This window comes from Streptomyces sp. NBC_01224 (assembly GCF_036002945.1).
GTDB lineage: Bacteria > Actinomycetota > Actinomycetes > Streptomycetales > Streptomycetaceae > Streptomyces.
This window is the reverse complement of the sequence record NZ_CP108529.1, coordinates 474,834-498,931: the sequence shown is the minus strand read 5'-3', so window position 1 is coordinate 498,931 and position 24,098 is coordinate 474,834. Positions and strand designations below refer to the sequence as shown.

General features: G+C 68.8%; 4 protein-coding genes. All 4 read right to left on the bottom strand.

The window, feature by feature from the left end; all coding sequences use genetic code 11:
- Nucleotides 1–31 precede the first annotated feature (31 nt).
- On the bottom strand, nucleotides 32–17,194 hold the full coding sequence (locus OG609_RS02180; RefSeq protein ID WP_327271176.1) for a non-ribosomal peptide synthetase: 17,163 nt from the start codon (nucleotides 17,192–17,194) through the stop codon (nucleotides 32–34).
- A gap of 501 nt (nucleotides 17,195–17,695) precedes the next feature.
- A complete protein-coding gene (locus OG609_RS02175; protein ID WP_327271175.1) occupies nucleotides 17,696–19,888 on the bottom strand; it encodes an AfsR/SARP family transcriptional regulator in 2,193 nt (730 codons plus the stop codon).
- Between the two features lie 707 nt (nucleotides 19,889–20,595).
- Nucleotides 20,596–22,029, bottom strand: a complete 1,434-nt coding sequence (locus OG609_RS02170; protein ID WP_327271174.1) for an ATP-binding protein — start codon at nucleotides 22,027–22,029, stop codon at nucleotides 20,596–20,598.
- On the bottom strand, nucleotides 22,026–23,684 hold the full coding sequence (locus OG609_RS02165) for an FAD-dependent oxidoreductase (protein WP_327271173.1): 1,659 nt from the start codon (nucleotides 23,682–23,684) through the stop codon (nucleotides 22,026–22,028). The genes OG609_RS02170 and OG609_RS02165 overlap by 4 nt, the downstream gene beginning before the upstream one ends.
- Nucleotides 23,685–24,098: the final 414 nt, after the last annotated feature.

The window sequence follows — 24,098 nt, the reverse complement described above, 5'->3', positions numbered from 1 at the left end:
GGTCCAGCCGGATTCGGATGTGTACGGCGGATCAGGACCGGCCGGACACGCCCCCGTCGGTCTGATCTGTCGGATCGTCCGGGCCGGCGAACACCTTGGCCACGTCCCCGATCCAGGGCTCCCGCATGAGCTGGTAGTGGTCGCCGTCGGCGTACGAGACACGCAGCGTCCCGGCGAACCGCTCCCATCCGGTGACCGCGGCACGCACGGCCGCCTCTTCACCCCGGCCGGACACCACGAGGTGCACGGGGCCCGGGTAGGGGGAGGGCCGGTGTCCGGCCAGGCCGGACAGCATCCCCTGCCAGAACTCCATGAGTGACGCGGTGACGGGCCCGTTCAGCTCCGCCAGTGCCTCCGCGTCCACGCCGAGCAGCCGCAGCACGTCGTCGATGGCGTGCTCCGCCAGGAGCCGGCGCGGTCCCAGCCGTGCCACATCGGTACGCAGCCGCTCCAGCGCCGCCGCGTCCGCCGCCGCGTCCGGCCCCTGCTGGGGAGCGGCGTCGATGATGACGACACGATCGGCCACGATGCCCCGGTCCGCCAGCCGTGAGGCGACCTCGTGAGCCAGCACACCGCCGGCCGACCAGCCGGCGACCACGGGCCGTCGCCCCCGGAGCAGGGGTGCCAGTTCACGGGCGTAACCCGACGCCAGCGAGGCGAAGTCCGCCGTGTCCCCGCCGCCCATCAGGTCCCCCTGGACCCCCAGGACCTCGAAGGAGTCCGCGACCCGTGCCGTCAGATCCCGGTAGCAGAAGAGCGTGCCGCCGAGCGGATGCACCAGCACCAGCGGCTGGAGCCCGGGAGAGCCGCCGAGGACGATGATGCTGCGCGGGCCGCCGTTTCGGCCCCTGCCCTCCCGCGCGTGCCGGGCGTCATCGAGGTACGCCGCCTGACCCGCCAGCGTGGGAGTGCTGTACAGCTGCGGCAGGGGAACCGTGGTGCCGAAAGCGGCGCCCAGCTCACCCGCGAGCCGCACGGCCAGCAGACTGTGCCCGCCGATCGCGAAGAAGTCGTCCTGCCGGGCGGCACGAAGGCCGAGGAGCTTGTGCCACACCTCGGCGACGCGCCGCTCCGTCCGGGAGAACGCCGACTCCGCCGCGCCACGGCCCGGTTCGCCCGGACCCCCGATACCTTCTGGACCTTCGGTTCCCTCTGGACCCGAGACGGGGCCGGCGGTCAGCAGAGCGCCACGGTCCAGCTTTCCGGCCGGGGTGAGCGGCAATGCGTCGACCACCACGAAGTGCGTCGGAACCGCTGCCGACGACAGCCGGGAGGCGGCATGCCGTCGCAGTTCCCGCTGGTCCGGGGCACCACCCTGGGCCGGTACGACGTTCGCCAGCAGCCCCTCGTGGTCCGGATGGCGGCCGACGATCGCGCCGGCCACGCCCGGATGGGCGCGTAGCACCGCCTCGACCTCCTCCGGCTCGACGCGCTCGCCGAGCACCTTCAGCTGGTGATCCACCCGCCCCAGGAACTCCAGATCACCGGAGTCGGTGAGACGGCCGACGTCACCCGTGCGGTAGAGACGGCTGCCCGCCGGGCCCCAGGGGTCCGGCACGAAACGGTCGGCCGTGACCCCGGGCCGGCCGAGGTAGCCCCGGCCCACCCCGGCGCCGCCGACGCAGATCTCACCCGCGGTGCCGGGCGGCACTTCACGCCCTGCGGCGTCCAGGAGATGGATCCTGGTGTTGGCGCAGGGCCGGCCGATGACGGGCCCGCCGTCACCTGTCACCTGTGCCACGGTCGCCTCGACCGTCGCCTCCGCCGGCCCGTAACTGTTGAACGCCCGCACGCCGGACCGCTCGCCCAGCGCCGCCCACAGATCGGGCGGGCACGCCTCGCCGCCGAAGACGAGCAGCTTGGGTGGCCAAGGCGCTTCCAACAGCCCTTGCTCCACCAGAAGTTGAAGTTGAACGGTGGTCGTGTCGATGACGTCCACGGCCCGCTCGCGATCATGTGCGCGGGCGACGAGATGCCCGGGGTCACGCCGCTGCTCCTGGCTCAGCACACACAGCGTGTGACCGTCGAGCACCAGGAGAACCTGCGCCAGCAGGAAGTCGGAGATGTACGCCGACGTGCCGGTCACCACCCGCAGTGGCTTCTCGGCACCCAGAGAGCGAGTGCGTCCCAGCGGCGTACCCACCGCATAGGCGGAGAGGCTGCCGTGTTCGATCATGACGCCCTTGGGGCCGCCGGTGGTGCCGGACGTGAACATCACATAGGCCAGGTCCCGCGCGCTCACGGACGGCAGCGCGGCACTGTCCCGGCCGTCCCCGGACCGCGTACCGGTCTCCTCCGGCCCTGCGTCGTGCGTGACGGCCGAAAGATCGAACAGCCGGTGACCGTTCGGGGCGGCCTTCGGGTCGTCGGTGATCAGCAGAACGGGCCGGGCCTGATCCAGCATCGAGCGCAGACGGTGTTCCGGTAGCCCGGGATCGAGCGGGACGAACGCGGCCCCCGCCTTCCACACCGCCCAGAAGGTGGTCAGCGCGGCCGATCCGGGCCGCAGGAAGATGCCGACGAGATCGCCGTGACATACCCCGTCCCGACGCAGCCGCCGCGCGAGGCGATCGCTGTCCGCGTCCAGCCGGGCGAAGCTGATCCGCGTCTCGCCGTCCTCGATCGCGAGCGAGTCCGGGGTACGGGCGGCCTGCCGCCGTAGCAGCTCGTGCACCGGAACCCTGCCGGCCGCCCGGGCGTCCGTCGTGTAGTTCAGCATGTCGAGCAGCGCCTGCTCGGCCTCGCTCAGCAACGGCGCCCCGTACGCGTCTGCTCCGATGTCCGCCGCCACCGCTTCCAGCGCCCGCAGGTGGTAGTCGCGCAGCCGGGCGACCTGGTCGGCCGACAGCTCCGCGGTGTCGTACTCCAGCTCCATCCACATCCCGCCGAGCACCGATTCCCGGCTGAGCGTGACGCTGAACGGGAAGCTCGTGGGGGCCACGCCAGGGACGTCGTTGCCCGGTCCCTCCTTGGCCAGCGCACCCGCCTCGGCGAGCGCACCGAACTGCGGAAAACTGTTGTAGGTGAAGTTGACATCGAAGAGCGGTGCACCACCGAGCTCGCGCCGGAGCGCGGCCATCGGATACCTGCGGTGCGGCAGCATCTCACGCTCGGCGTCGAACACGGCCCGCGCCAGATCGGCCCAACTGCCCTCGGGCAGATGGAGCCGGAACGGCACGGTGTTGAGGAAGAGCCCCCGCACCTCGGCCCCGTCGGTCTCCTCCAGCCGCCCATTGGCCGTCAGCCCGGTGATGACATCCGGGCTCCCCGTCGCCAGGCTCAACGCACGCAGATGGGCGGCCAGCAGCACTGCCTTGAGCGGAACACCGGCCTGCGCGGCACCGTGCTCCAGCGCGGCGAGGAGTTGCGGGGGCAGATGCGTGGTGACGCTGCGGTAGCCCGGCTCGTCGGACAGTGCGGCGGAATCGCGCGAGAGGCGGGTGTCGGGGCGGTCGGTGAGGAGGTTGTGCCAGTAGGTGGTGTGTGCGGGGGTGGTGAGTGCGTTTTGTTCGGCTGCGATGTAGTCGCGGTAGGTGGAGCGGAGGGGCGGGAGTGTGGGGGTGTGGCCGTCGAGGAGGGTGTGGTAGGTGTCGATGATTTCGGCGAGGGTGGAGGCGAGGCTCCAGCCGTCGAGGATGGCGTGGTGGTCGGTGACGGTCCACTGGAAGGCGTCGTCGGACAGCACATGGACCGTCATCCGGCACAGCGGTGCTGCACCGATGTCGAACACCTTCGCCCGCTCGGTACGGACACACTCCCGCAGAGCCGTGCGCTGCGCGTCGTCCCCGAGACCCCGCAGATCCAGCACCGTCAGCTGCACATCGGCGTCTGTGTGCACCAGTTGGAGCGGCTTGCTGTACCCGGTCAGCGCCAATGACGTACGCAGAATGGGGTGCCGCTTCACCACCAGCGCGAGAGCCCGTCGGAAGACGGGAGCGTCGAAGGGACCGGCGACCGGAAGGTTCTCGACGTTCAGATAGGGGTTGCGGTCGGGGTCGCGTTGCATTTCGTAGACCATGCCGACTTGGAGTTCGGCCATGGGGTAGGCGTCGTCGAGGTGGTCGGGGAGCTGGTCGCGGTCGTGGGGTGTGAGGAGGGAGAAGGGCTGCGCGGTGGTGGGTGGTGTGGTGGTGGGCTGGATTGTGGCTGTGGTGGTGGCGAGGTCGGCGAGTGTGGGGTGGTGGAAGAGGTCTTGGAGGTGGAAGGTGAGTCCGTTGTCGCGGGCTCGGCCGAGTATCTGGATGCTGCGGATGGAGTCGCCGCCGAGGTCGAAGAAGTTGTCGTGGCGGCCGATGCGGTCGACGCCGAGAACGGTGCTCCAGATCCCCGCGAGCAGTTCCTCCGTCCCGGGCAGCGGAGCGATGAACTCGGCTGCCAGTGCCGGGCGTTCGGTCGTCGGAGCGGGCAAGGCCCGGTGGTTGAGCTTGCCCTGCGGAGTGAGGGGGAGGGCGTCGAGGAGGACGAAGTTCCGCGGGATCATGTAGTCGGGGAGGTGGCCGGCGAGGGCGTCGCGGACTTCGCTGGTGGTGGGCCGGTCGATGCCCGGTCCCGGCACGAGATAGGCGACCAGATCTGTACGGTCCTCGAGATCGTCCCGGACGACGACAACGGCCTGCAGGACCGAATCAAGTCGAGCCAACTGAGACTCGATCTCGCCGAGTTCGATGCGATAGCCGCGGATCTTGACCTGTGCGTCGGCCCGGCCCAGGTACTCCAGGTCGCCGGAGGGTGTCCAGCGGGCGAGGTCCCCACTGCGGTAGAGGCGGGCACCGGGGGTCGGCGTCAGGTGATCCGGTACGAATCGTTGTGCGCTGAGAGCGGGTTGACCGGTGTAGCCACGTGCCAGGCCCGCGCCGCCGATGTGGAGTTCTCCGACCACTCCGATCGGGGTGGGGTTCCCGTACGGGTCGAGGACATGGACTCGGAGGTCCGGGAGGGCCCGCCCGATCCTGGTGGTGCCGTTGTGCAGTTGGTGTTCGTCGATTTCGTTGGTGGTGACGTGGACGGTGGTTTCGGTGATGCCGTACATGTTGATGAGGCGGGGTGTGGTGCAGCCGTGGCGGTTTGTCCAGCGGCGTACGGAGGGTGTGTCGAGTGCTTCGCCGCCGAAGACGACGGCGCGTAGGGCGAGGTGGCGGTTGTGGGTGTGGTCGGTTGCTTCGAATTGGCGGAAGGCTGATGGTGTTTGGCTGAGGAGGGTGATGGCCTGGTCGTGGACGAGGGTGTAGAAGGCGTCTGTGTCGCGGCTGGTGTGGTAGGGGACGACGACGAGGCGTCCGCCGGTGGTGAGGGCGCCCCACATTTCCCAGATGGAGAAGTCGAAGGCGTAGCTGTGGAAGAGGGTCCAGGTGTCGTGGGGGCCGAAGGGGAGGCGTTGTTGGACGGCGTTGAAGAGGCGGGTGACGTTGGCGTGGGTGACGGTGGTGCCTTTGGGGCGTCCGGTGGATCCGGAGGTGAAGATGATGTAGCAGGCGTGGTCGGGGTCGAGGTGTTGGGGGAGGTGGGTGAGGGTGTGGTCGAGGTCCGGGGTGGTGGTGGCCTGGAGGGTGTCGATGTTCAGGGTGTGCCAGGGGCCGTGGGGGAGGGTGTCGTGGGTGGGTTGGTGGGTCAGGACGAGGGTGGCGTCGACTTCGGTGAGCATGTGGTGCATGCGGTCGGTGGGGAAGGCGGTGTCGAGGGGGACGTAGACGCCGTGGGCCATGAGGACGGCGAGGGTGGTGATCACGGTGTCGAGGGATCGTTCGACGCAGATGCCGACGCAGACCTCGGGTCCCACGCCCTGCTCGATCAGCAGTGCGGCGATCTGGGCTGCGCGGGTGGCGAGTTCGGCGTAGGTGAGGGTGTCCTCGTCGCAGACGACGGCCACGGCGTCGGGCGTCTCCAGCGCCCGGCGTATGACCAGTTCGTGGATCGCGCCGACCGGGAGTTCTCCGCCGTCACCCGCCCACGACTCCACCAGCTCCCGCTCGGCGTCTCCCAGCAGGACGACGTCCCCGAACGCGGTGTCCGGTTCGCAGACCATCGACTCGAGCACCCGCACATACGAGTCGCGCATCAACGCCACCTGGACGGCGGTCAGTTCTCCGCTGTCGTACTCCATCTCCAGGCTCAGCCCCTGGTGCCCGGGCTCCTGGCTGACGGCCACCAGCAACGGGAAGTGGGTCCGCCCGCCTCCGGTCGCACGGGCGTGATCGTCGTTCGTGTCCGCCCCACCGGCGAGTGCGTCGATCTGGCGGAAATGGTTGTACACGAAGCCGGTCTCGAAGAGCGGTTCCCCGCCCAGTTCGCGCTGGATCGCCGACATCGGGTACCTGCGGTGGGGCAGCAGGTCCTGCTCGGCCTCGAACACCGCGAGCGCGAGGTCCCGCCAACTGCCGTCCGGCAGTTCCAGCCGGAACGGCAGAGTGTTGAGGAAGAGCCCTCGCACCTCGGTGCCGTCGGTCTCCTCCAGCCGTCCGTTGGACGACAGCCCCGTGACAACGTCCCGGCTGCCGGTGGCGAGGCTCATCACCCGCAGATGCGCTGCCAGCAGCACGGACTTCAGCGGCACCCCACAACGCCTGGCGAACCGGTCGAGACCATCGCCCAGACCGACCGGCAGGGGCGTGACCAGTTCTCCGTGCCGGCGCTCCGCGTCGTTGCGGTGCACCTCGCCCGCGCTGCACAGCCCCGCGAGCCCGTCGGGAAGAGCAGTGGTGTGGCGGGGGAGGCGGGTGTCGGGGCGGTCGGTGAGGAGGTTGTGCCAGTAGGTGGTGTGTGCGGGGGTGGTGAGTGCGTTTTGTTCGGCTGCGATGTAGTCGCGGTAGGTGGAGCGGAGGGGCGGGAGTGTGGGGGTGTGGCCGTCGAGGAGGGTGTGGTAGGTGTCGGTGATTTCGGCGAGGGTGGAGGCGAGGCTCCAGCCGTCGAGGATGGCGTGGTGGTCGGTGACGGTCCACTGGAAGGCGTCGTCGGACAGCACATGGACCGTCATCCGGAACAACGGCGCCACCGCCACCGAGAAGCCCTCGTCCTGCTCGCGACGGACGCACTCCGCCACCGCCGCCCGTTGCGCACCGTCGTCCTGACCCCGCAGATCGACGACGGTCAGCGGCGGCTCGACCCGCTCGTGCACGAGCTGAACCGGCTCACTGTATCCGCTCAGGTCGAACGAGGTACGCAGGACATCGTGGCGGCCCACGGTCAGCTCGACGGCCCGCCGGAAGGCGTCCACCTCGAACCGCTCGCCGAGCCGCACCGTACTGACGTTGTGGTAAGGATTGCGGTCCGGGTCGATCTCCATCTCGTAGACCATGCCGACCTGGAGGGCCGCCATCGGATAGGCGTCGACCAGCCCCTCCGGCAGCGCCTGCCGGTCCTTCGCCGACAACAGGGCGAACGGCTCCGCCGTCGGTGCGGGGAGCAGGTCGTCCGTCATCGAAGTCACCTCGGTGCCCAGCGCGTCGAGCGTCGGCGACCGGAACAGTACGGGCAGCGTGAGCAGCAGACCCTCCTCCCGGGCCCGTCCGATCACCTGAATGCTGCGGATCGAGTCGCCGCCCAGGTCGAAGAAGTTGTCGTGCCGGCCGATCCTGTCCACCCCGAGGACCTGACGCCAGATCACCGCCAGCCGTTCCTCCACCCCGGGCAGCGGCGCCGCGTACTGAGCCGACAGCTCCGGGCGGTCCCCGGACGGTGCGGGGAGCCTGCCGCGGTCCACCTTGCCCTGGGCCGTCAGCGGGAACGCGTCGAGGAACACGAATGCCTTCGGCAGCATGTACTCCGGCAGCTTCTCCCGCAGCGCCGACCGCAGTTCGGACACATGGGGTGCTGGGGCGTCGCACACCACGTACGCCACCAGATCTGCCCGGCCCGACGCGTCCCGCGGCGCTGTCACGACACACTGGCGAACGCGCGGATGAGCGCTGATCGCCTCGCTCACCTCGCCGGGCTCCACCCGGTAGCCGCGAATCTTGACCATGTGGTCGACCCGGCCGAGGAACTCCACCTGGCCTTCGGCCGACCAGCGCCCCCGGTCACCCGTGCGGTACAGCCGAGCACCCGGCACGGAGGGATGCGGCAGGAAGCGCTCGGCGGTCAGCGCGGGTCTGCCGAGATAGCCGCGTGCGAGGCACGGCCCGGCCACGTACAGCTCACCCGGGCTGCCCACGGGCACGGGATGGCCGGCCTCGTCCAGCACCCGGACCTCGGTGTTGGCCAGTGGTGTGCCGAGCGGCAGCGGGCCGGCCGGAAGCGAGTCCGCGGTGAAGATGCCGCAGACGGAGAACGTGGTGGTCTCCGTCGGCCCCCAGCAGTTGACCAGCTCAAGTTCAGGGCATCGGGCGAGGATCCGGCCGGCATGCGGTGCGGAAACCGTCTCACTGCCGGTGAGCAGACGGCGCAGTCCGTCGAACGCCTGCGGCTGCTCGTCCACGAGCAGGGTGAACAGTGAGGCGGTGGCGTGGAGGATCGTCACGCCGTGATCCGTCACCCAGCCCGCCACATCGGCCGGGGCGTACCGTGCCGGTGGAGCGAGCACGAGCCGGGCCCCCGCCGCCAGCGGTGCCCATATCTCGAAGGTGGAGACATCGAAGGCGACCGTCGCGATCTGGAGAACGGTGTCGTCCTCCCGCAGTTCCATCGCGGGGCCGCCGTGCAGCAGTTCGGTCACGTTGCGATGCCGGGTCACCACGCCCTTCGGCCGCCCCGTGGAACCGGAGGTGAAGATGGCGTAGCAGGCGTTGTCCGGCCCGGCGCCGGCCTCCGGGACCCGGCCGCACCGCGCCTGCTCGGGCAGAACGACGGTGTCCACGTCGACCGTCTCCCACGGCCCCCGCGGAACCAGCTCCGTAGTACTCGCCCCGGCCAGGACCACCCGCACGTCCGCCTCCTGGAGCATGTGCGCGAGCCGGGCCGCGGGGAAGGAGACATCCAGCGGTACGTAGGCCCCGCCGACCTTGAGTACGGCCAGCAGCCCGACGACCAGTTCGGGCGAACGGTCCAGGGCGACCCCGACGAAGACCTCTGGGCCGACGCCCAGCCGGCGCAGGTGATGGGCCAGCCGGTCGGCACGCGCATCGAGTTCGCCGTACGTCAGGGACCGCTCCCCGGCGACCACGGCGACGCGGTGGGGTTGCGCCGCCGCCCGCGCCTCGACCAGCTCGTGGACGGGTGTGGACGGGACAGGGGCTGCGTTGTCGTTCCAGCGCTCCAGCAGAGCCTGCTCGGCCTCGCCGAGCAGGACGGCCGCTCGGTGGGCGGCGTCCGGATTCTCGGCGATCGCCCGCAGCGCCCGCAGGTGATAGTCGCGGATCAGACGCATCTGCTCCGCAGGGAACTCCCTGGCGTCGTACTCCAGCTCCAGTCGCATACCGACCAGGCCCGGTTCGCGGCTCATGGCCACATGCAGAGGGAAGCTGGTCCGGGCGACACCGGCGGCCGTCTCGTCGTGCGGCCCGGAGACCGAGGCACGGCCCCCCTCGGCCAGCTCGTCCACGTGGCGGAAGTGGTTGTAGACGAAGCCGGTCTCGAACAGGGGGTCGCCGCCCAGCGCACGTTGCAGCGCCGGCATGGGGTACCTGCGGTGCGGCAGCATCTCCCGTTCGGCATCGAACACGGCGCGCGCCAGATCCGCCCAGTTGCCGTCTGGCAGTCGCAGCCGGAAAGGCAGCGAATTGAGGAAGAGCCCCCGCACCTCGGTGCCGTCGGTCTCCTCCAGTCGCCCGTTGGACGACAGCCCTGTGACGATATCCGCGCTGCCCGTGACCAGGCTCAGAACCCGCACGTGGGCGGCCAGGACGACGGCCTTGAACGGCACACCGATCCGGGCGGCGCTGTCCTCCAGCGCCGACAGGAGCTCCGGCGGCACGACGGTGACCAGCGCTCCGTACCCGCCGGTGTCGTCATGCTCATGCACCTCGTCGTCGAGCCGTTCCCCGATGAGCAGGGAGTCGCCGTTGCCGCTGTGGCGGGGGAGGCGGGTGTCGGGGCGATCGGTGAGGAGGTTGTGCCAGTAGGTGGTGTGTGCGGGGGTGGTGAGTGCGTTTTGTTCGGCTGCGATGTAGTCGCGGTAGGTGGAGCGGAGGGGCGGGAGTGATGGAGTGCTGCCGTCGAGGAGGGTGTGGTAGGTGTCGGTGATTTCGGCGAGGGTGGAGGCGAGGCTCCAGCCGTCGAGGATGGCGTGGTGGTCGGTGACGGTCCACTGGAAGGCGTCGTCGGACAGCACATGGACAGCCATCCGGCACAACGGCGCCACCGCCGGATCGAACCCCTTCGTCCGCTCCCCACGGACGTAATCGGCCAGCTCACGCCGCTGTCGGGCCTCGCTCAGCCCGCGCAGATCCACCAGGCCGAGAGGCATCTCGACTTCCGCGTGCATCAATTGCATCGGCACGGACAGACCACTGAGGTCGAAAGAGGTACGCAGCACAGGATGCCGCTCCACCACCATGGACACTGCCGCACGGAAGGCTTCCTGCTCGAACCGGCCCGGGAGATGCAGCGACGTCACATTCAGATAGGGGTTGCGGTCGGGGTCGCGTTGCATTTCGTAGACCATGCCGACTTGGAGTTCGGCCATGGGGTAGGCGTCGTCGAGGTGGTCGGGGAGCTGGTCGCGGTCGTGGGGTGTGAGGAGGGAGAAGGGCTGCGCGGTGGTGGGTGGTGTGGTGGTGGGCTGGATTGTGGCTGTGGTGGTGGCGAGGTCGGCGAGTGTGGGGTGGTGGAAGAGGTCTTGGAGGTGGAAGGTGAGTCCGTTGTCGCGGGCTCGGCCGAGTATCTGGATGCTGCGGATGGAGTCGCCGCCGAGGTCGAAGAAGTTGTCGTGGCGGCCGATGCGGTCGACGCCGAGGATGTCGGCCCAGATGGCGGCGAGAGCTTCTTCGGTTCCGGGGAGGGGTGGGGTGAACTCTGTTTCGAGGGTGGGGCGTTCGGTGGTGGGGGCGGGCAGGGAGCGTCGGTCGAGCTTTCCTTGCGGGGTGAGGGGGAGGGCGTCGAGGAGGACGAAGTTCCGCGGGATCATGTAGTCGGGGAGGTGGCCGGCGAGGGCGTCCCGGAGTTCGCTGGTGGTGGGCCGGTCGGTGCCCGGTTCCGGCACGAGATAGGCGACCAGATCCGTACGGCCGTTCGCCTCCTGATACGGAAGGACAACGACCTCACGCAGACCGGCCCCCCGAGCCAACTGTGCCTCGATCTCGCCGAGTTCGATGCGGTAGCCGCGGATCTTGACCTGTGCGTCGGCCCGGCCCAGGTACTCCAGGTCGCCGGAGGGTGTCCAGCGGGCGAGGTCCCCACTGCGGTAGAGCCGGGTTCCAGGCGTCCGTCCCAGGTGATCGGGGACGAAACGCTCAGCCGTGAGGGCCGGCCGCGCGTCGTACCCGCGCGCGAGCCCCGGCCCTGATACGTACAGTTCGCCGATGACACCGATCGGCGCGGGATTGCCGTGCTGATCCATGATCCGGACTCGGAGGTCCGGGAGGGCCCGCCCGATCCTGGTGGTGCCGTTGTGCAGTTGGTGTTCGTCGATTTCGTTGGTGGTGACGTGGACGGTGGTTTCGGTGATGCCGTACATGTTGATGAGGCGGGGTGTGGTGCAGCCGTGGCGGTTTGTCCAGCGGCGTACGGAGGGTGTGTCGAGTGCTTCGCCGCCGAAGACGACGGCGCGTAGGGCGAGGTGGCGGTTGTGGGTGTGGTCGGTTGCTTCGAATTGGCGGAAGGCTGATGGTGTTTGGCTGAGGAGGGTGATGGCCTGGTCGTGGACGAGGGTGTAGAAGGCGTCTGTGTCGCGGCTGGTGTGGTAGGGGACGACGACGAGGCGTCCGCCGGTGGTGAGGGCGCCCCACATTTCCCAGATGGAGAAGTCGAAGGCGTAGCTGTGGAAGAGGGTCCAGGTGTCGTGGGGGCCGAAGGGGAGGCGTTGTTGGACGGCGTTGAAGAGGCGGGTGACGTTGGCGTGGGTGACGGTGGTGCCTTTGGGGCGTCCGGTGGATCCGGAGGTGAAGATGATGTAGCAGGCGTGGTCGGGGTCGAGGTGTTGGGGGAGGTGGGTGAGGGTGTGGTCGAGGTCCGGGGTGGTGGTGGCCTGGAGGGTGTCGATGTTCAGGGTGTGCCAGGGGCCGTGGGGGAGGGTGTCGTGGGTGGGTTGGTGGGTCAGGACGAGGGTGGCGTCGACTTCGGTGAGCATGTGGTGCATGCGGTCGGTGGGGAAGGCGGTGTCGAGGGGGACGTAGGCGCCGTGGGCCATGAGGACGGCGAGGGTGGTGATCACGGTGTCGAGGGATCGTTCGACGCAGATGCCGACGCAGACCTCGGGTCCCACGCCCTGCTCGACCAGCAGTGCGGCGATCTGGGCTGCGCGGGTGGCGAGTTCGGCGTAGGTGAGGGTGTCCTCGTCGCAGACGACGGCCACGGCGTCGGGCGTCTCCAGCGCCCGGCGTATGACCAGTTCGTGGATCGCGCCGACCGGGAGTTCTCCGCCGTCACCCGCCCACGACTCCACCAGCTCCCGCTCGGCGTCTCCCAGCAGGACGACGTCCCCGAACGCGGTGTCCGGTTCGCAGACCATCGACTCCAGCACCCGCACGTAGTAGTCCCGCATCAACGCCACCTGGTCCTCGACCAGAACACCGAGGTGGTAGTCGAGACTCAGGAGCAGCCGTGTGGAGTACGGATTGCGGATCACGCCGACACTCAGCGGGAAGTTGGTCGGCTCGGCACGCAGCGTGCTGAAGCTGTCGATCTTCCCGTCCACGATCGTCAGGCGCCCCTCACCGAACTCGTCGGTGAGCACGTGGAAGTGGTTGTACACGAAGCTGGTCTCGAACAGGGCCTCGCCGCCCATACGACGCTGCAACGCCCCCAGCGGGTATCTGCGGTGGGGCAGCATGTCCTGCTCGGCCTCGAACACCGCGCGTACGAGGTCCAGCCAACTGCCGTCCGGCAGATCCAGCCGGAACGGGACGGTGTTCAGGAAGAGTCCCCGCACCTCGGTCGCCCCGGCCTCCTCCAGCCGTCCGTTGGACGACAGCCCGGCCAGCACGTCCGTGCTTCCGGTGACCAGACTCATGACCCGCAGATGCGCTGCCAGCAGCACGGACTTCAGCGGCACCCCACAACGCTTGGCCAGCGCCAGCAGCTCGTCGCACAGCTCCGCCGGCAGCAGCGTCTCGATCGAGCCGTGCTTCTCCGCCGTGTGCAGCACCCGCCACTCGTTCTCGCGCTCGGGCGTGGCCAGCCGGGCGTCGTGCCGGTCCGGCCAGCGTGGGAGCCGGCCCGTGGGCCGGTCCGTGAGCCGCTCCAGCCAGAACGCCTCGCTCTCCTTCGAGCGCAGCACCTCCCGTTCCGCCGCGATGAAGTCGCGGTACGCGGACTCGGGCGGGTCCAGGGCGACGACCGTGCCCGCACCGGTCGCGAGCCGGTGGTAGAGGCCAGTGATCTCGGCGAGCGTGGAGTGAAGGCTCCAGCCGTCGAAAATGGCGTGGTGCTCGGTCACCGTCCACTGAAACGCATCGTCGGAGAGCCAGTGGATGCCGAACCGCAGCAACGGCGGCCGGGAGTGGTCGAACACATGGGAGCGTTCGAAGGTCACGTATGCGGCGATCGCCGACTGTTGCGCCTCGTCGTCGAGCGCGCGCAGATCGGACACCACACACGGCATCTCCGCCGTGGCATGCACCAGCTGGAGCGGCTCGCTGTAGCCGCTCAACTCCAGGGACGTGCGGAGTATCGGGTGGCGTTCCACGACCAGGCGGAGCGCCTCCTTGAAGCTGCGCTCGTCGAACCGGCCGTTGATGCGCATGCTGTCCACGTTGTGGTACGGCAGCCGTTCACGGTCCAGCTCCATCTCGTAGATCATGCCGACCTGGAGTTCCGCCATCGGATAGGCATCCACGAGGCCCAGTGGCAGCCGCGCCCTGTCCTCGGCGCTCACCATGGAGAACGGCTCACGGTCGCGCTGCGGAGCCTCGGACGCCGAATGGGTCGAGGCGGCCTCGGCCAGCCCCGCCGGGGTGGGCGTGCGGAAGAGGTCCTGCAGCTCGAAACCGACCCCCTGGGTACGAGCCAGTCCCAGTACCTGGATGCTGCGGATGGAGTCGCCGCCGAGGTCGAAGAAGTTGTCGTGGCGGCCGACCCGGTCGACGCCGAGAACGGTGCTCCAGATCCCCGCGAGCAGCTCCTCCGTCCCGGGCAGCGGAGCGACGAACTCGGCTTCCAATTGCGGGCGTTCGGTCGCCGGAGCGGGCAAAACCCGGTGGTTGAGCTTGCCCTGCGGAGTGAGCGGGAGGGCATCGAGGAAGACGAAGTTCCTCGGGATCATGTAGTCGGGGAGGTGGCCGGCGAGGGCGTCACGGAGTTCACTGGTGGTGGGCGGGTCGGCGTCCGGCTCCGGTACGAGGTAGGCGACGAGGTCCGTGTGGCCGCCGAGATCGTCCCGGACGACCACGACGGCCTGCCGGATCTCGGGCTGCCGGCCCAGTCGGGCCTCGATCTCCGGCAGCTCGATACGGTAGCCGCGCACCTTCACCTGGGCGTCGGCCCGGCCCAGGTATTCCAGGTCGCCGGAGGCCGTCCGGCGGGCGAGGTCCCCACTGCGGTAGAGCCGGGCCCCCGGCGCACGACCGAGGTGGTCCGGAACGAAACGCTGTGCGGTGAGCGCCGGTTGGCCTGTGTAGCAACGCGTCACGCCGGGCCCGCCGACGTAGAGCTCCCCGACGACACCGATCGGACTCGGATCGCCCGACGGATCCAGGACGTAAAGACGGAGATCGGGCAGCGCCCTGCCGATCCGGCTGAAGGTACCGTCGAGCTGGCCCTCGTCCACCTCGGTGTACGTCACGTGCACGGTGGTCTCGGTGATGCCGTACAGGTTGACGAGAAGTGGTGAGGCGTAACCGTGACGGGCGCCCCAGCGGCGCACCGAAGCCCGGTTCAGCGCCTCGCCTGCGAACAGCACAGCCCGCAGGGCCAGTTCCCCACCCTCCACTGCATCGACTGTCTCGAACTGGCGGAAGGCCGAAGGGGTTTGGCTGAGCATCGTGACCGACCGGTCGCGTACGAGTGCGTAGAACGCTTCCGAGTCCCGGCTGGTCAGATACGGCACCACGACAAGGCGTCCGCCGGTGGTGAGGGCGCCCCACATCTCCATGACCGACACATCGAAGGCGTAGCTGTGGAAGAGGGTCCAGGTGTCGTGGGGGCCGAAGGGGAGGCGTTGTTGGACGGCGTTGAAGAGGCGGGTGACGTTGGCGTGGGTGACGGTGGTGCCTTTGGGGCGTCCGGTGGATCCGGAGGTGAAGATGATGTAGCAGGCGTGGTCGGGGTCGAGGTGTTGGGGGAGGTGGGTGAGGGTGTGGTCGAGGTCCGGGGTGGTGGTGGCCTGGAGGGTGTCGATGTTCAGGGTGTGCCAGGGGCCGTGGGGGAGGGTGTCGTGGGTGGGTTGGTGGGTCAGGACGAGGGTGGCGTCGACTTCGGTGAGCATGTGGTGCATGCGGTCGGTGGGGAAGGCGGTGTCGAGGGGGACGTAGACGCCGTGGGCCATGAGGACGGCGAGGGTGGTGATCACGGTGTCGAGGGATCGTTCGACGCAGATGCCGACGCAGACCTCGGGTCCCACGCCCTGCTCGACCAGCAGTGCGGCGATCTGGGCCGCGCGGGTGACGAGTTCGGCGTAGGTGAGGGTGTCCTCGTCGCAGACGACGGCCACGGCGTCGGGCGTCTCCAGCGCCCGGCGTATCACCAGCTCGTGGATCGCACCGACCGGGAGTTCTCCGCCGTCACCCGCCCACGACTCCACCAACTGCCGCTCGGCAGGAGCCATGAGCGGCAGTCGGCTCACCGGAAGATCGGGCGTGGCGAGGATCTGATCAAGCAGGATCTGCCAGTGGTCCACCAGGGTACGGATGGTGGCGGCGTCGAACAGGTCCGTCGCGTACTCGACCTGGAGACGGAGCCCGTCCGGCCGCCGGTACACCGACCAGGTGAGGTCGAACTTCGCGGTCCCCGTGGCCACCATGGAACGCTCGACGCTCAGCCCCTCACCGAAGGGCTCCAGCGGCTCCTCCTCATGGAAGGCGAAAAGCGTCTGCACAATCGGGTTGTGACTCAGTGACCGTTCCGGGTGCAGCTGCTTCACGGCGAGATCGAACGGGGCCCTGCTGCGGGAGAGTGCGCTCAGCAGCGACGCGCGGGAGCGCGCCACGAGCTCCCGGAAGCCGGGGTCGTCCCCCAGGTCCACCCGGAGGACGAGCGTGTCGACGAAGAAGCCGACCAGATCGTTGAGCTTGGCGTTGTCCCGGCCCGCCACCGGCGAACCGACGACGACATCGCTGCTTCCCGAGTGGCGCGCGGCGAGCACCTGGAAGGCAGCGAGCATCACCGTGTACAGACTGACGTTCTCCTCGGCGGCGAACGCCTCCAGTGCCGCCGAGGACACTCCGGTGAGCGGGAAGTCCGTCGTCTCGCCCCGATAGCTCATCTCAGCCGGGCGGGGGCGGTCCGTGCCGAGGTCCAGCACGGCCGGAGCATCGGCCAGCGCGTCCGTCCAGGCCGCCAGGGCCTTCTCCGTACGAGGACCGCGCAGTGTCTCGCGCTGCCACAACGCGTAGTCGGCGTACTGGACCGGCAGTGGCCCGGCCGACCCGCCACCGGCACGGTACGCCTCGTTCAGCCGGCGCTGGAACACATCGAGCGACCAGCCGTCGCAGGCGATGTGGTGGAAGGTCAGCTGCAACCAGTGCTCGTCCTCGGACAGTCGGTACAGCGACGCACGCAGCATCGGATCCCGGGCCAGGTCGAACGGCTTGCGGGCCTCCGCCTCGACGGCCTCCCGTGCGCTGCGGACACGGTCGGCGGATGCGAGTCCGGTGAGGTCGACGAGCGGGCAGTCCGTCTCACGGGTGTCCAGCAACCGCTGGCGCGGCTCCCCGTTCCCGTCCGCCTCGAAGACGGTGTACAGGGCGTCATGGCCGGCCGTGGTCGTAGTGACGGCGGCCGTCAGGCGGGCGGCGTCCAAGGGGCCGGTGAAGCGAAGAACGACCGGAATGTTGTAGACGGCGTTGTCCCCGAGCCAGCGGTCGAGGAACCAGAGCCGCTGCTGGCCGAAAGAGAGCGGTCCGCGCTCATCCGGCCTGGCGCGGAGCCGGCCGGCCGAGGACGGTCGCGTTCCGCCTCCCGTACGTGCGTCTTCTCCCGCGTTCTCGTCGGTCGTGGGGATGCCGTCCATGATGACGCCCTTCTCACCGGTCCACTAAAGGTCCAATAAAAACGAAACGCGGTCGCGGTTCTTGAAGAGCACACAGAGCAGTGCGTACGTGCATCGCCGAAGAGAACCTGTGAACGCTGCGAATAACTGGGGGATTATTTGCATGGGACATGGAGGAGCGCTGCCACATTAGAGATGCGCATCAGGGCCGGTCAACCCTTGTGTTTAGCGCCTGACCTGCATCTTTTAACGATTGGGAGGGTTTTGAATCACATCGTTAGCGTAAATTTAGGGAAGTGATAGAGGTAAATAAGCACGCGTCCGCCTTGTATATGAACGGCAGATTGAATCGTGTCCCGGCGCGGCGTTCCCCCGGAGCCCGTCGGGGTTCGCGGGTGAGTTTTGGGAGACCGCCTGAGAGGCTGCCGGCAGGACAGCCGTGACGGGATGCGCGCCGGTATCGGGCGGCAAAAGGGAATGGGTGCCCATGGCCGAACCGCCGGGCTGCCACCCGAGGGGGAATCACTTCCGGGCCAGCACCGTCGAACTGCTCGCCAGGCGACTGGAAATGGTACACAGGCCGATTTCGGCTGCCTGCCGGCCCGCCGCCTCCACCTGGGCGCGCTCCTGCTGGTACCAGGCGAACGGGTCCGCCAGCAGACGGTCGATCAGGCTCTGCGGCATCGCATGGCAGCGGATGGGCTCATCCGGTACGGGCGGGTCCCCGTACCCGCCGCGGCGCTGCGCTTCTCCGGTGAGATACGCCAAGGTGTCGAGAACGCGCCGCAGCGCCGCCCGCTGCTCCTCCGGCGCCTCCTCCGCCGCCAGTCGCTCCAGGGCGAAGGCCCGTACGAAGGCGGGGAAGCGGTACCGGACGGCTCTGGACGCCTGGTCCACCACCGCGTCGAGCAGATAGGACTCGGTGAGCTCGTCCAGCAGGTCCTGGGCGTGGTGCGGTTCGCATTCGAGCAGGGGAGCGCCGACCCAGGGGGCGAAGTCGGGTATCTCCAACTGGGCGAGGCGGCGCAGGGCCTGCTGGGCCTCCGGACTGAGCGCCTCGTAAGCCGGGGTCATGCACGTGCGGACCGCCTGCTCCACGTGGCGCAGCTCGTCCGGGCTGCGGGCCACGTCCGTGCATCGGTCCACCGCCTCGGCCTGGGCGACGGCGTCCGCCACGGCCCGGTGCGGCCGGGCAGCCAGGCGTGCGGCGGCCGCGCGCAGCACGAGCGGCAGATCGTCGCAGGCACGGCAGAGCTCCTCGACGGCCAGCGGTTCGGCGGCGACCCGCCGCCGTCCGATGATCTTCATCAGCATTTCCACGGAGCTTTCCCGCCGGAACCTGGAGAGCTCGATACGGGTGTCCGCGGGCAGCCCGGTGAAGCGCCGCCACGAGGTGATCAGCACCCGCGATCCGGACGACCCGGGGAGCAGCGGGGCGACCTGGCACTCGGATGCCGCGCCGTCCAGCACGACGAGGACCCGGCGCTCCGCCAGCAGGTCACGGTACATCTCGGCGCGCTCCTCGACGCTGCTCGGGACGGCTTCGTCGCTCACGCCGAGCGCGCGCAGGAAGCGCCGGAGCACCTCGGCGGCGCTCGTCGGGTGGCCCGGGGCGCCGGACAGTTTCGCGAAGAGCTGCCCGTCGGGGTAGTCCGGAGCGAGCCGATGGGCGACATGTACGGCCAGCGTCGTCTTGCCGGAGCCACCGCGTCCGGTGATGACGGTGACGGGGACGACGGTTCGGGGTGCGTCGGTGCGGGTGGGGGCGGCCAGAATGCGCTGGATCGCTCGAGTGCGGCCGGTGAAGTCGGCGATATCGGCGGGTAGCAGCCGCGGAATCTTGTGTGCCGGAACTGCGGCGGGCGCCGGCGCTGCCGGAAGGGCCGGGACCGCCGGGCCGCTGCCGGGTCCGTCCGGCGCGGGGGCGGGCGCCGTCACCTTGATGAAGGGCTGGACCCGGGGCGGCGTGCCCCACTCCTCTTCTCCCGCCAGGATCATGCGGTGCAGACGCTGCAGTTCCGCGCCGGGCTCGATGCCGAGCCTCTCGACGAGGGCCGCCCGCGCCCGGCGGTAGGCGTCCAGGGCCTCGGCCTGCCGTCCCGCGCGGTGGAGCGCGGTCATCAGGAGCACCCGCAGGCGTTCCCGGAGCGGGTGGGCGGCGACCAGAGCGCCGAGTTCACTCACGGCGCGGTGGTGATTGCCGAGCCGTAGTTCGAGTTCAAGACACTGTTCCTGTACGGCGAGGCGCCGCTCGTCGAGTTGGACGGCGTTCGCCCGTACCGGCTTGCTGCTGATATCGGTCAGGGCGTGACCCTGCCACAGCCCCAACGCGGCCCGTAACTCCTTTACCGCCTGCTGGGGTTGATGGGCGGCAGCGGCTCTTCCGCCTGCGGCTACCCGTTCCTCGAAGGCGTGGAGGTCGAGTTGCCCCTCGGTCATCCGTAAGAGATAACCGGGCGAGCGGGTCACGATGGGGCCGGGGTGGGGCCCCGCGGGGAGCATGCGCCGCAGCGCGCAGATGCCGATCTGTACCTGGGTGCGGCTCGTCGCCGGCGGCTTCCGCTCCCATATGGCCTCCACCAGGCGGTCATTGGAGACGACACGTCCCGATTCGAGGAGCAGCATCGCCAGAACCGTGCGCTGGCGCTGCCCGCTGACATCTATGTGCCTGCCGTCGTCCACGACTTCGAGCGGCCCCAGAATCCTGAATTGCATGGGGCCCCCTTCGTGGCAATGACGGCTCGTAGAGGGCGATGGCGAACGGCCTGACGCACAGGCCCGCCGACCTCCACCGTGCCTGGCGTGTTCGAATACTGGTGCAGGGTGTACGAAAAGCGGATACGGGATGTGCATTCGAATGATTGCATGATCGAAAGGGGCCAGTCAACGACTCACTGCCCTGGCCGCGTCCGTCAACTTATTTTCTCTTCAAACACGTTATGAGGTGCCGCTATCCGTAAGCTCCGGAGAAAAGAACGTCTGAAATTCCATGTTTGAAGCGCGAGCACCCCGGTTTTCTCCACGTGTGATTCGCTGGGGATGCTCTCACCGGCGCCAGGCGATATGTCCGATGTCTATCGAGTCCGCGACTCCGGGACGCCGCCCCCGTGCGTCGTTCGGAAACCTGCCTCGGCACCTTGATATGTGGCTGGTGGGCCGGCGGTGGCCTCGGCGCCTGCTCAGTCGCCGCTGCTGTGGTCGAGCACCATTCGGCGGAACCGATGGAGTGAATCGCGGCGGGCCGCGTGCGGGGGAGTTGGGGCGTGCGGGGCGACGGCGGGCCATGTCGGCCATCGTCGTAGTGGATGGTCAGCCGCGTCAGCCTCCGCCGTCCTCCGCGTCGCGGCCGCCACGACATCGCGTCGCGGACAACACAGGGCCGAGCCCAGAGCTGCCCCCACTGTTGGGTGCCACGACAGTGCTTAGGAGTCCTCGGGCTGCAGGTCGATCGGCAGACACACCTGGAAGCGGGTGTCGCCTGGCTGCGAAGAGACCCGGATGTCCCCATGATGCTTGTTGACGATGATGCGGTAGGAGATGTCCAGCCCCAGCCCAGTGCCCTCTCCGACCGGCTTGGTGGTGAAGAACGGCTCGAAGATCCGCGGTCTGATCTCAGCCGGAATGCCTGTGCCCGTGTCGGCCACCTCCACGAGCAGCCGCGCGTCCTCCCGCCACGTCCGAATCGTCAGCGTGCCCCCGTCAGGCATGGCATCGACGGCGTTGACGATCAGATTGGTCCATACCTGGTTGAGCTCGGCTCCGAAAGCCGGAATCGGCGGCAGCCCATGGGCGTACTCCTTGACCACCTGGACGCTGGAGGGGATCTTCGCCTGCAGCATGGTCAGCGTGGCGTCGAGCAATGTGTGCACATCCACGGTCTGCTGCGGTGCCCGGTCCAGCTGCGCGTACTGCTTGGCGGCGCCGACCAGCCCGGAGATGCGGGTCACGGCATCTTCGATCTCGCCCATCAGAAGTTCCGTATCGACGGTGTACGCCAGCCAGCGCACCGTGGGGCCGAGGTTGTCCTCACCGATGGTGTCGGCTGCCGAGGTCAGCCACGGCACGTCGATGTCCGCGGCGACCAGTGTCGGTGCCAGTTCCCATGCTTCCGTCACCCCGCGCTCATCGAGCCAGTCGCCGACGGCATCCTCGGCATCGGCAGCAGCCAGCGCGGGCAGACCGGAAGCCGTTGCGGCCTGTTGCACCGCATCATCCTGCAGCTCTACGAGACGGTGCAGTTCGGCGCCGTCCAGCCGACCGTCAGCGATCAAGGCGAGTTTGTGGCGCATGCCGGCCACTCGCTCCCGCAGAGCCGCAGTGGCCCGCACAGCGGCTGCCGCAGGATTGTTCAACTCGTGGGTCAGGCCTGCCGACAGCGAGGCCAGGGCCAGCAGCCGCTCCCGCTCACTCACGATCGCATTGGCCGCCCGCGTACCGAAGAAGAGTCCCTCCAGCAGGTGCAGCGCCATCGGGAACCACGTGCGTACCGCGTGGGCGAAATCATCGGCGGGCAGCACGAAGAACTCGGCATCGGTGACAGCTCGCAGCGTGTGGGGATACCGCTGCTCGACGCGGTCCCCGAGGTACGCACGGGTTGCCCCGCTGTACACACCGCGTTGATCGGTGCGGTTGACCTCCACATCGTCGCCGTGCAGCACACGGCTGAGCGCGATGGCACCGCTGAGCAGGACGAAGAAGCACGTGGCCGGTTCGCCCTCCCCGTACACCACACCTCCGGCCGGCCGCTGCTCAGCACGGCCGCGCTCCGCCAGCCAATTGAGCTGCTCGTTGCTGAGCTTCTCGAACAGGAACAGCGTCCGCAACTGCTCCGGTGACAGATGTACTGGCGTGCTCACTGTGCCTCCAGATAGCGATGCACCAAGGAGACGGCCATGGCTCCCTCGCCGACGGCCGACGCGACTCGTTTGACCGAGGAGGAACGCACATCTCCGGCGGCGAAGACACCAGGCACGCTTGACTCCAGGTGGTACGGATCTCTTGGCAGTCGCCAGCCCGCCGGACGCTGCCCTCCGGCCACCAAGTCCGGGCCGGTCAGCACGAATCCGCGTTCATCACGGGAGACCACTCCCTCCAGCCACTGGGTATGCGGCTCGGCCCCGATGAAGATGAACAGCCAGGACGCAGCAACGGTACGCACGATGCCGGACCGGCCCTCGCGAAGGGTCAGCCGCTGCAGGTGTCCCTCGCCCTCACCGCCGAGGACTTCGGTCCACGCGTGGATCTCGATGTTGTCGATGCCGTTGATCTGGTCGATGAGATAGCTGGACATCGAACGGGTCAGATCACCTTGACGGATGAGTACGTGGACGCGCCGCGCGTAGCGCGAGAAATAGACCGCTGCCTGTCCCGCGGAGTTGGCTCCGCCGACGATGTACACATCCTCCCCGGAACAGCTGGGGGCCTCGGTGACGGCGGACCCGTAGAAGACGCCCGCACCCGTGAATTCCTGCAGCCCGGTGGCGGCCAGCCGCCGGTAGGCCACTCCGGTGGCCAGGACCACGGTGTGGGCGGCAATGGAGCCCTCCGGCCCCAGGTGCAGCACCCGGCCCGATCCTGCTGCCTCCAGCGCTACGGCCCGTTGCGCACTCAGAATCTCCGCCCCGAACTTCAGCGCCTGACGGCGAGCACGTTCGGTCAGCTGGGAACCGGAGACGCCGTCGGGAAAACCGAGGTAGTTCTCGATACGGCTGCTCTGTCCGGCCTGTCCGCCGGTCGCCTGCTGTTCCACCAGGACCGTACGCAAACCCTCCGAGGCCCCATAGACGGCAGCTCCCAGACCGGCCGGCCCGCCACCGACCACCACCAGGTCGTAGAAATCCGAGGCCGGAACTGTGCTGAGGCCTACCTTTGCAGCGAGTTCCCGCTCGGTGGGGGAGACCAGGGGCTCGCCGTCCGGGGTGATGACCAGCGGTACGTCGGCCGCCGACATCCCTGCGGCGGCCAGCAGACGTTGCCCTTCCGGCTCGTCGGAGAGCAGCCACCGGTAGGGCACGAGGTTGCGGGTGAGGAAGTCACGGACAGCGAAGGACGGCGCGGACCAGCGGTGCCCGACCACGCGGGTCTCCGTGATCCCCGGATCAGGCGTGGCCTGCCACAGGTCCAGCAGTGTGTCGATCACCGGGTAAAGGTGCTGTTCCGGCGGGCTCCAGGGTTTGACGAGATAGTGGTCGAGATCCACGACGTTGATGGCGTCGATCGCCGCTTCCGTGTCGGCGTAGGCGGTCAGCAGCACACGACGGGCGAGTGGGAAGAGATCCATGGCCGCCTCGAGGAACTCGATGCCGTTCATGTGGGGCATGCGATAGTCGGCCAGCATGAGCGCGAGCTGATCGCCGCGCAGCTTGAGCTCGCGCAGTGCGTCCAGAGCATCGCTCCCGGAGAGAGCGCGCACGATGCGGTAGCGGTCGCCGTACTCGCGCCGGATGTCGCGGGCGACCGCCCGGGAGACCGCCGGGTCGTCGTCGACAGTCAGGATCGTCGGGTTCGCCATGACTCCATCATTCCCGCAAAGATGCGGAAACGACGGGTGAAGATCGGATGGGGGATCCGGCAGCACGGAGAGCAGCTCCACGGCCGCTGCCCCTGCCGGGGCCTTCCTTCCACAGGCCATGGCCGCGCTCATGGGCTTACGGTTCCTGCGGAATCCGCGTCGGCGCTTGGTCAGCCTCTCTCCCGACCGACGTCGCGCTGGGGTCGAGGCCCCTCAGCGCGCGGCGGCGAGAACAACCCTGTGGTGCGGATGGATCGTACGGATGCACTCGGTTTGCCAGGCATACGCGGTTGATCAGGCCCGCGATCTCCGCATCCTCCGGATTCGGCGGATCCCAACCGCAGGAATGCCCACATCCCGGCGGACCGTCGTCCGCGCCCGCAGCCCCGAGCGACATCCGTACGTCGGGGGTGG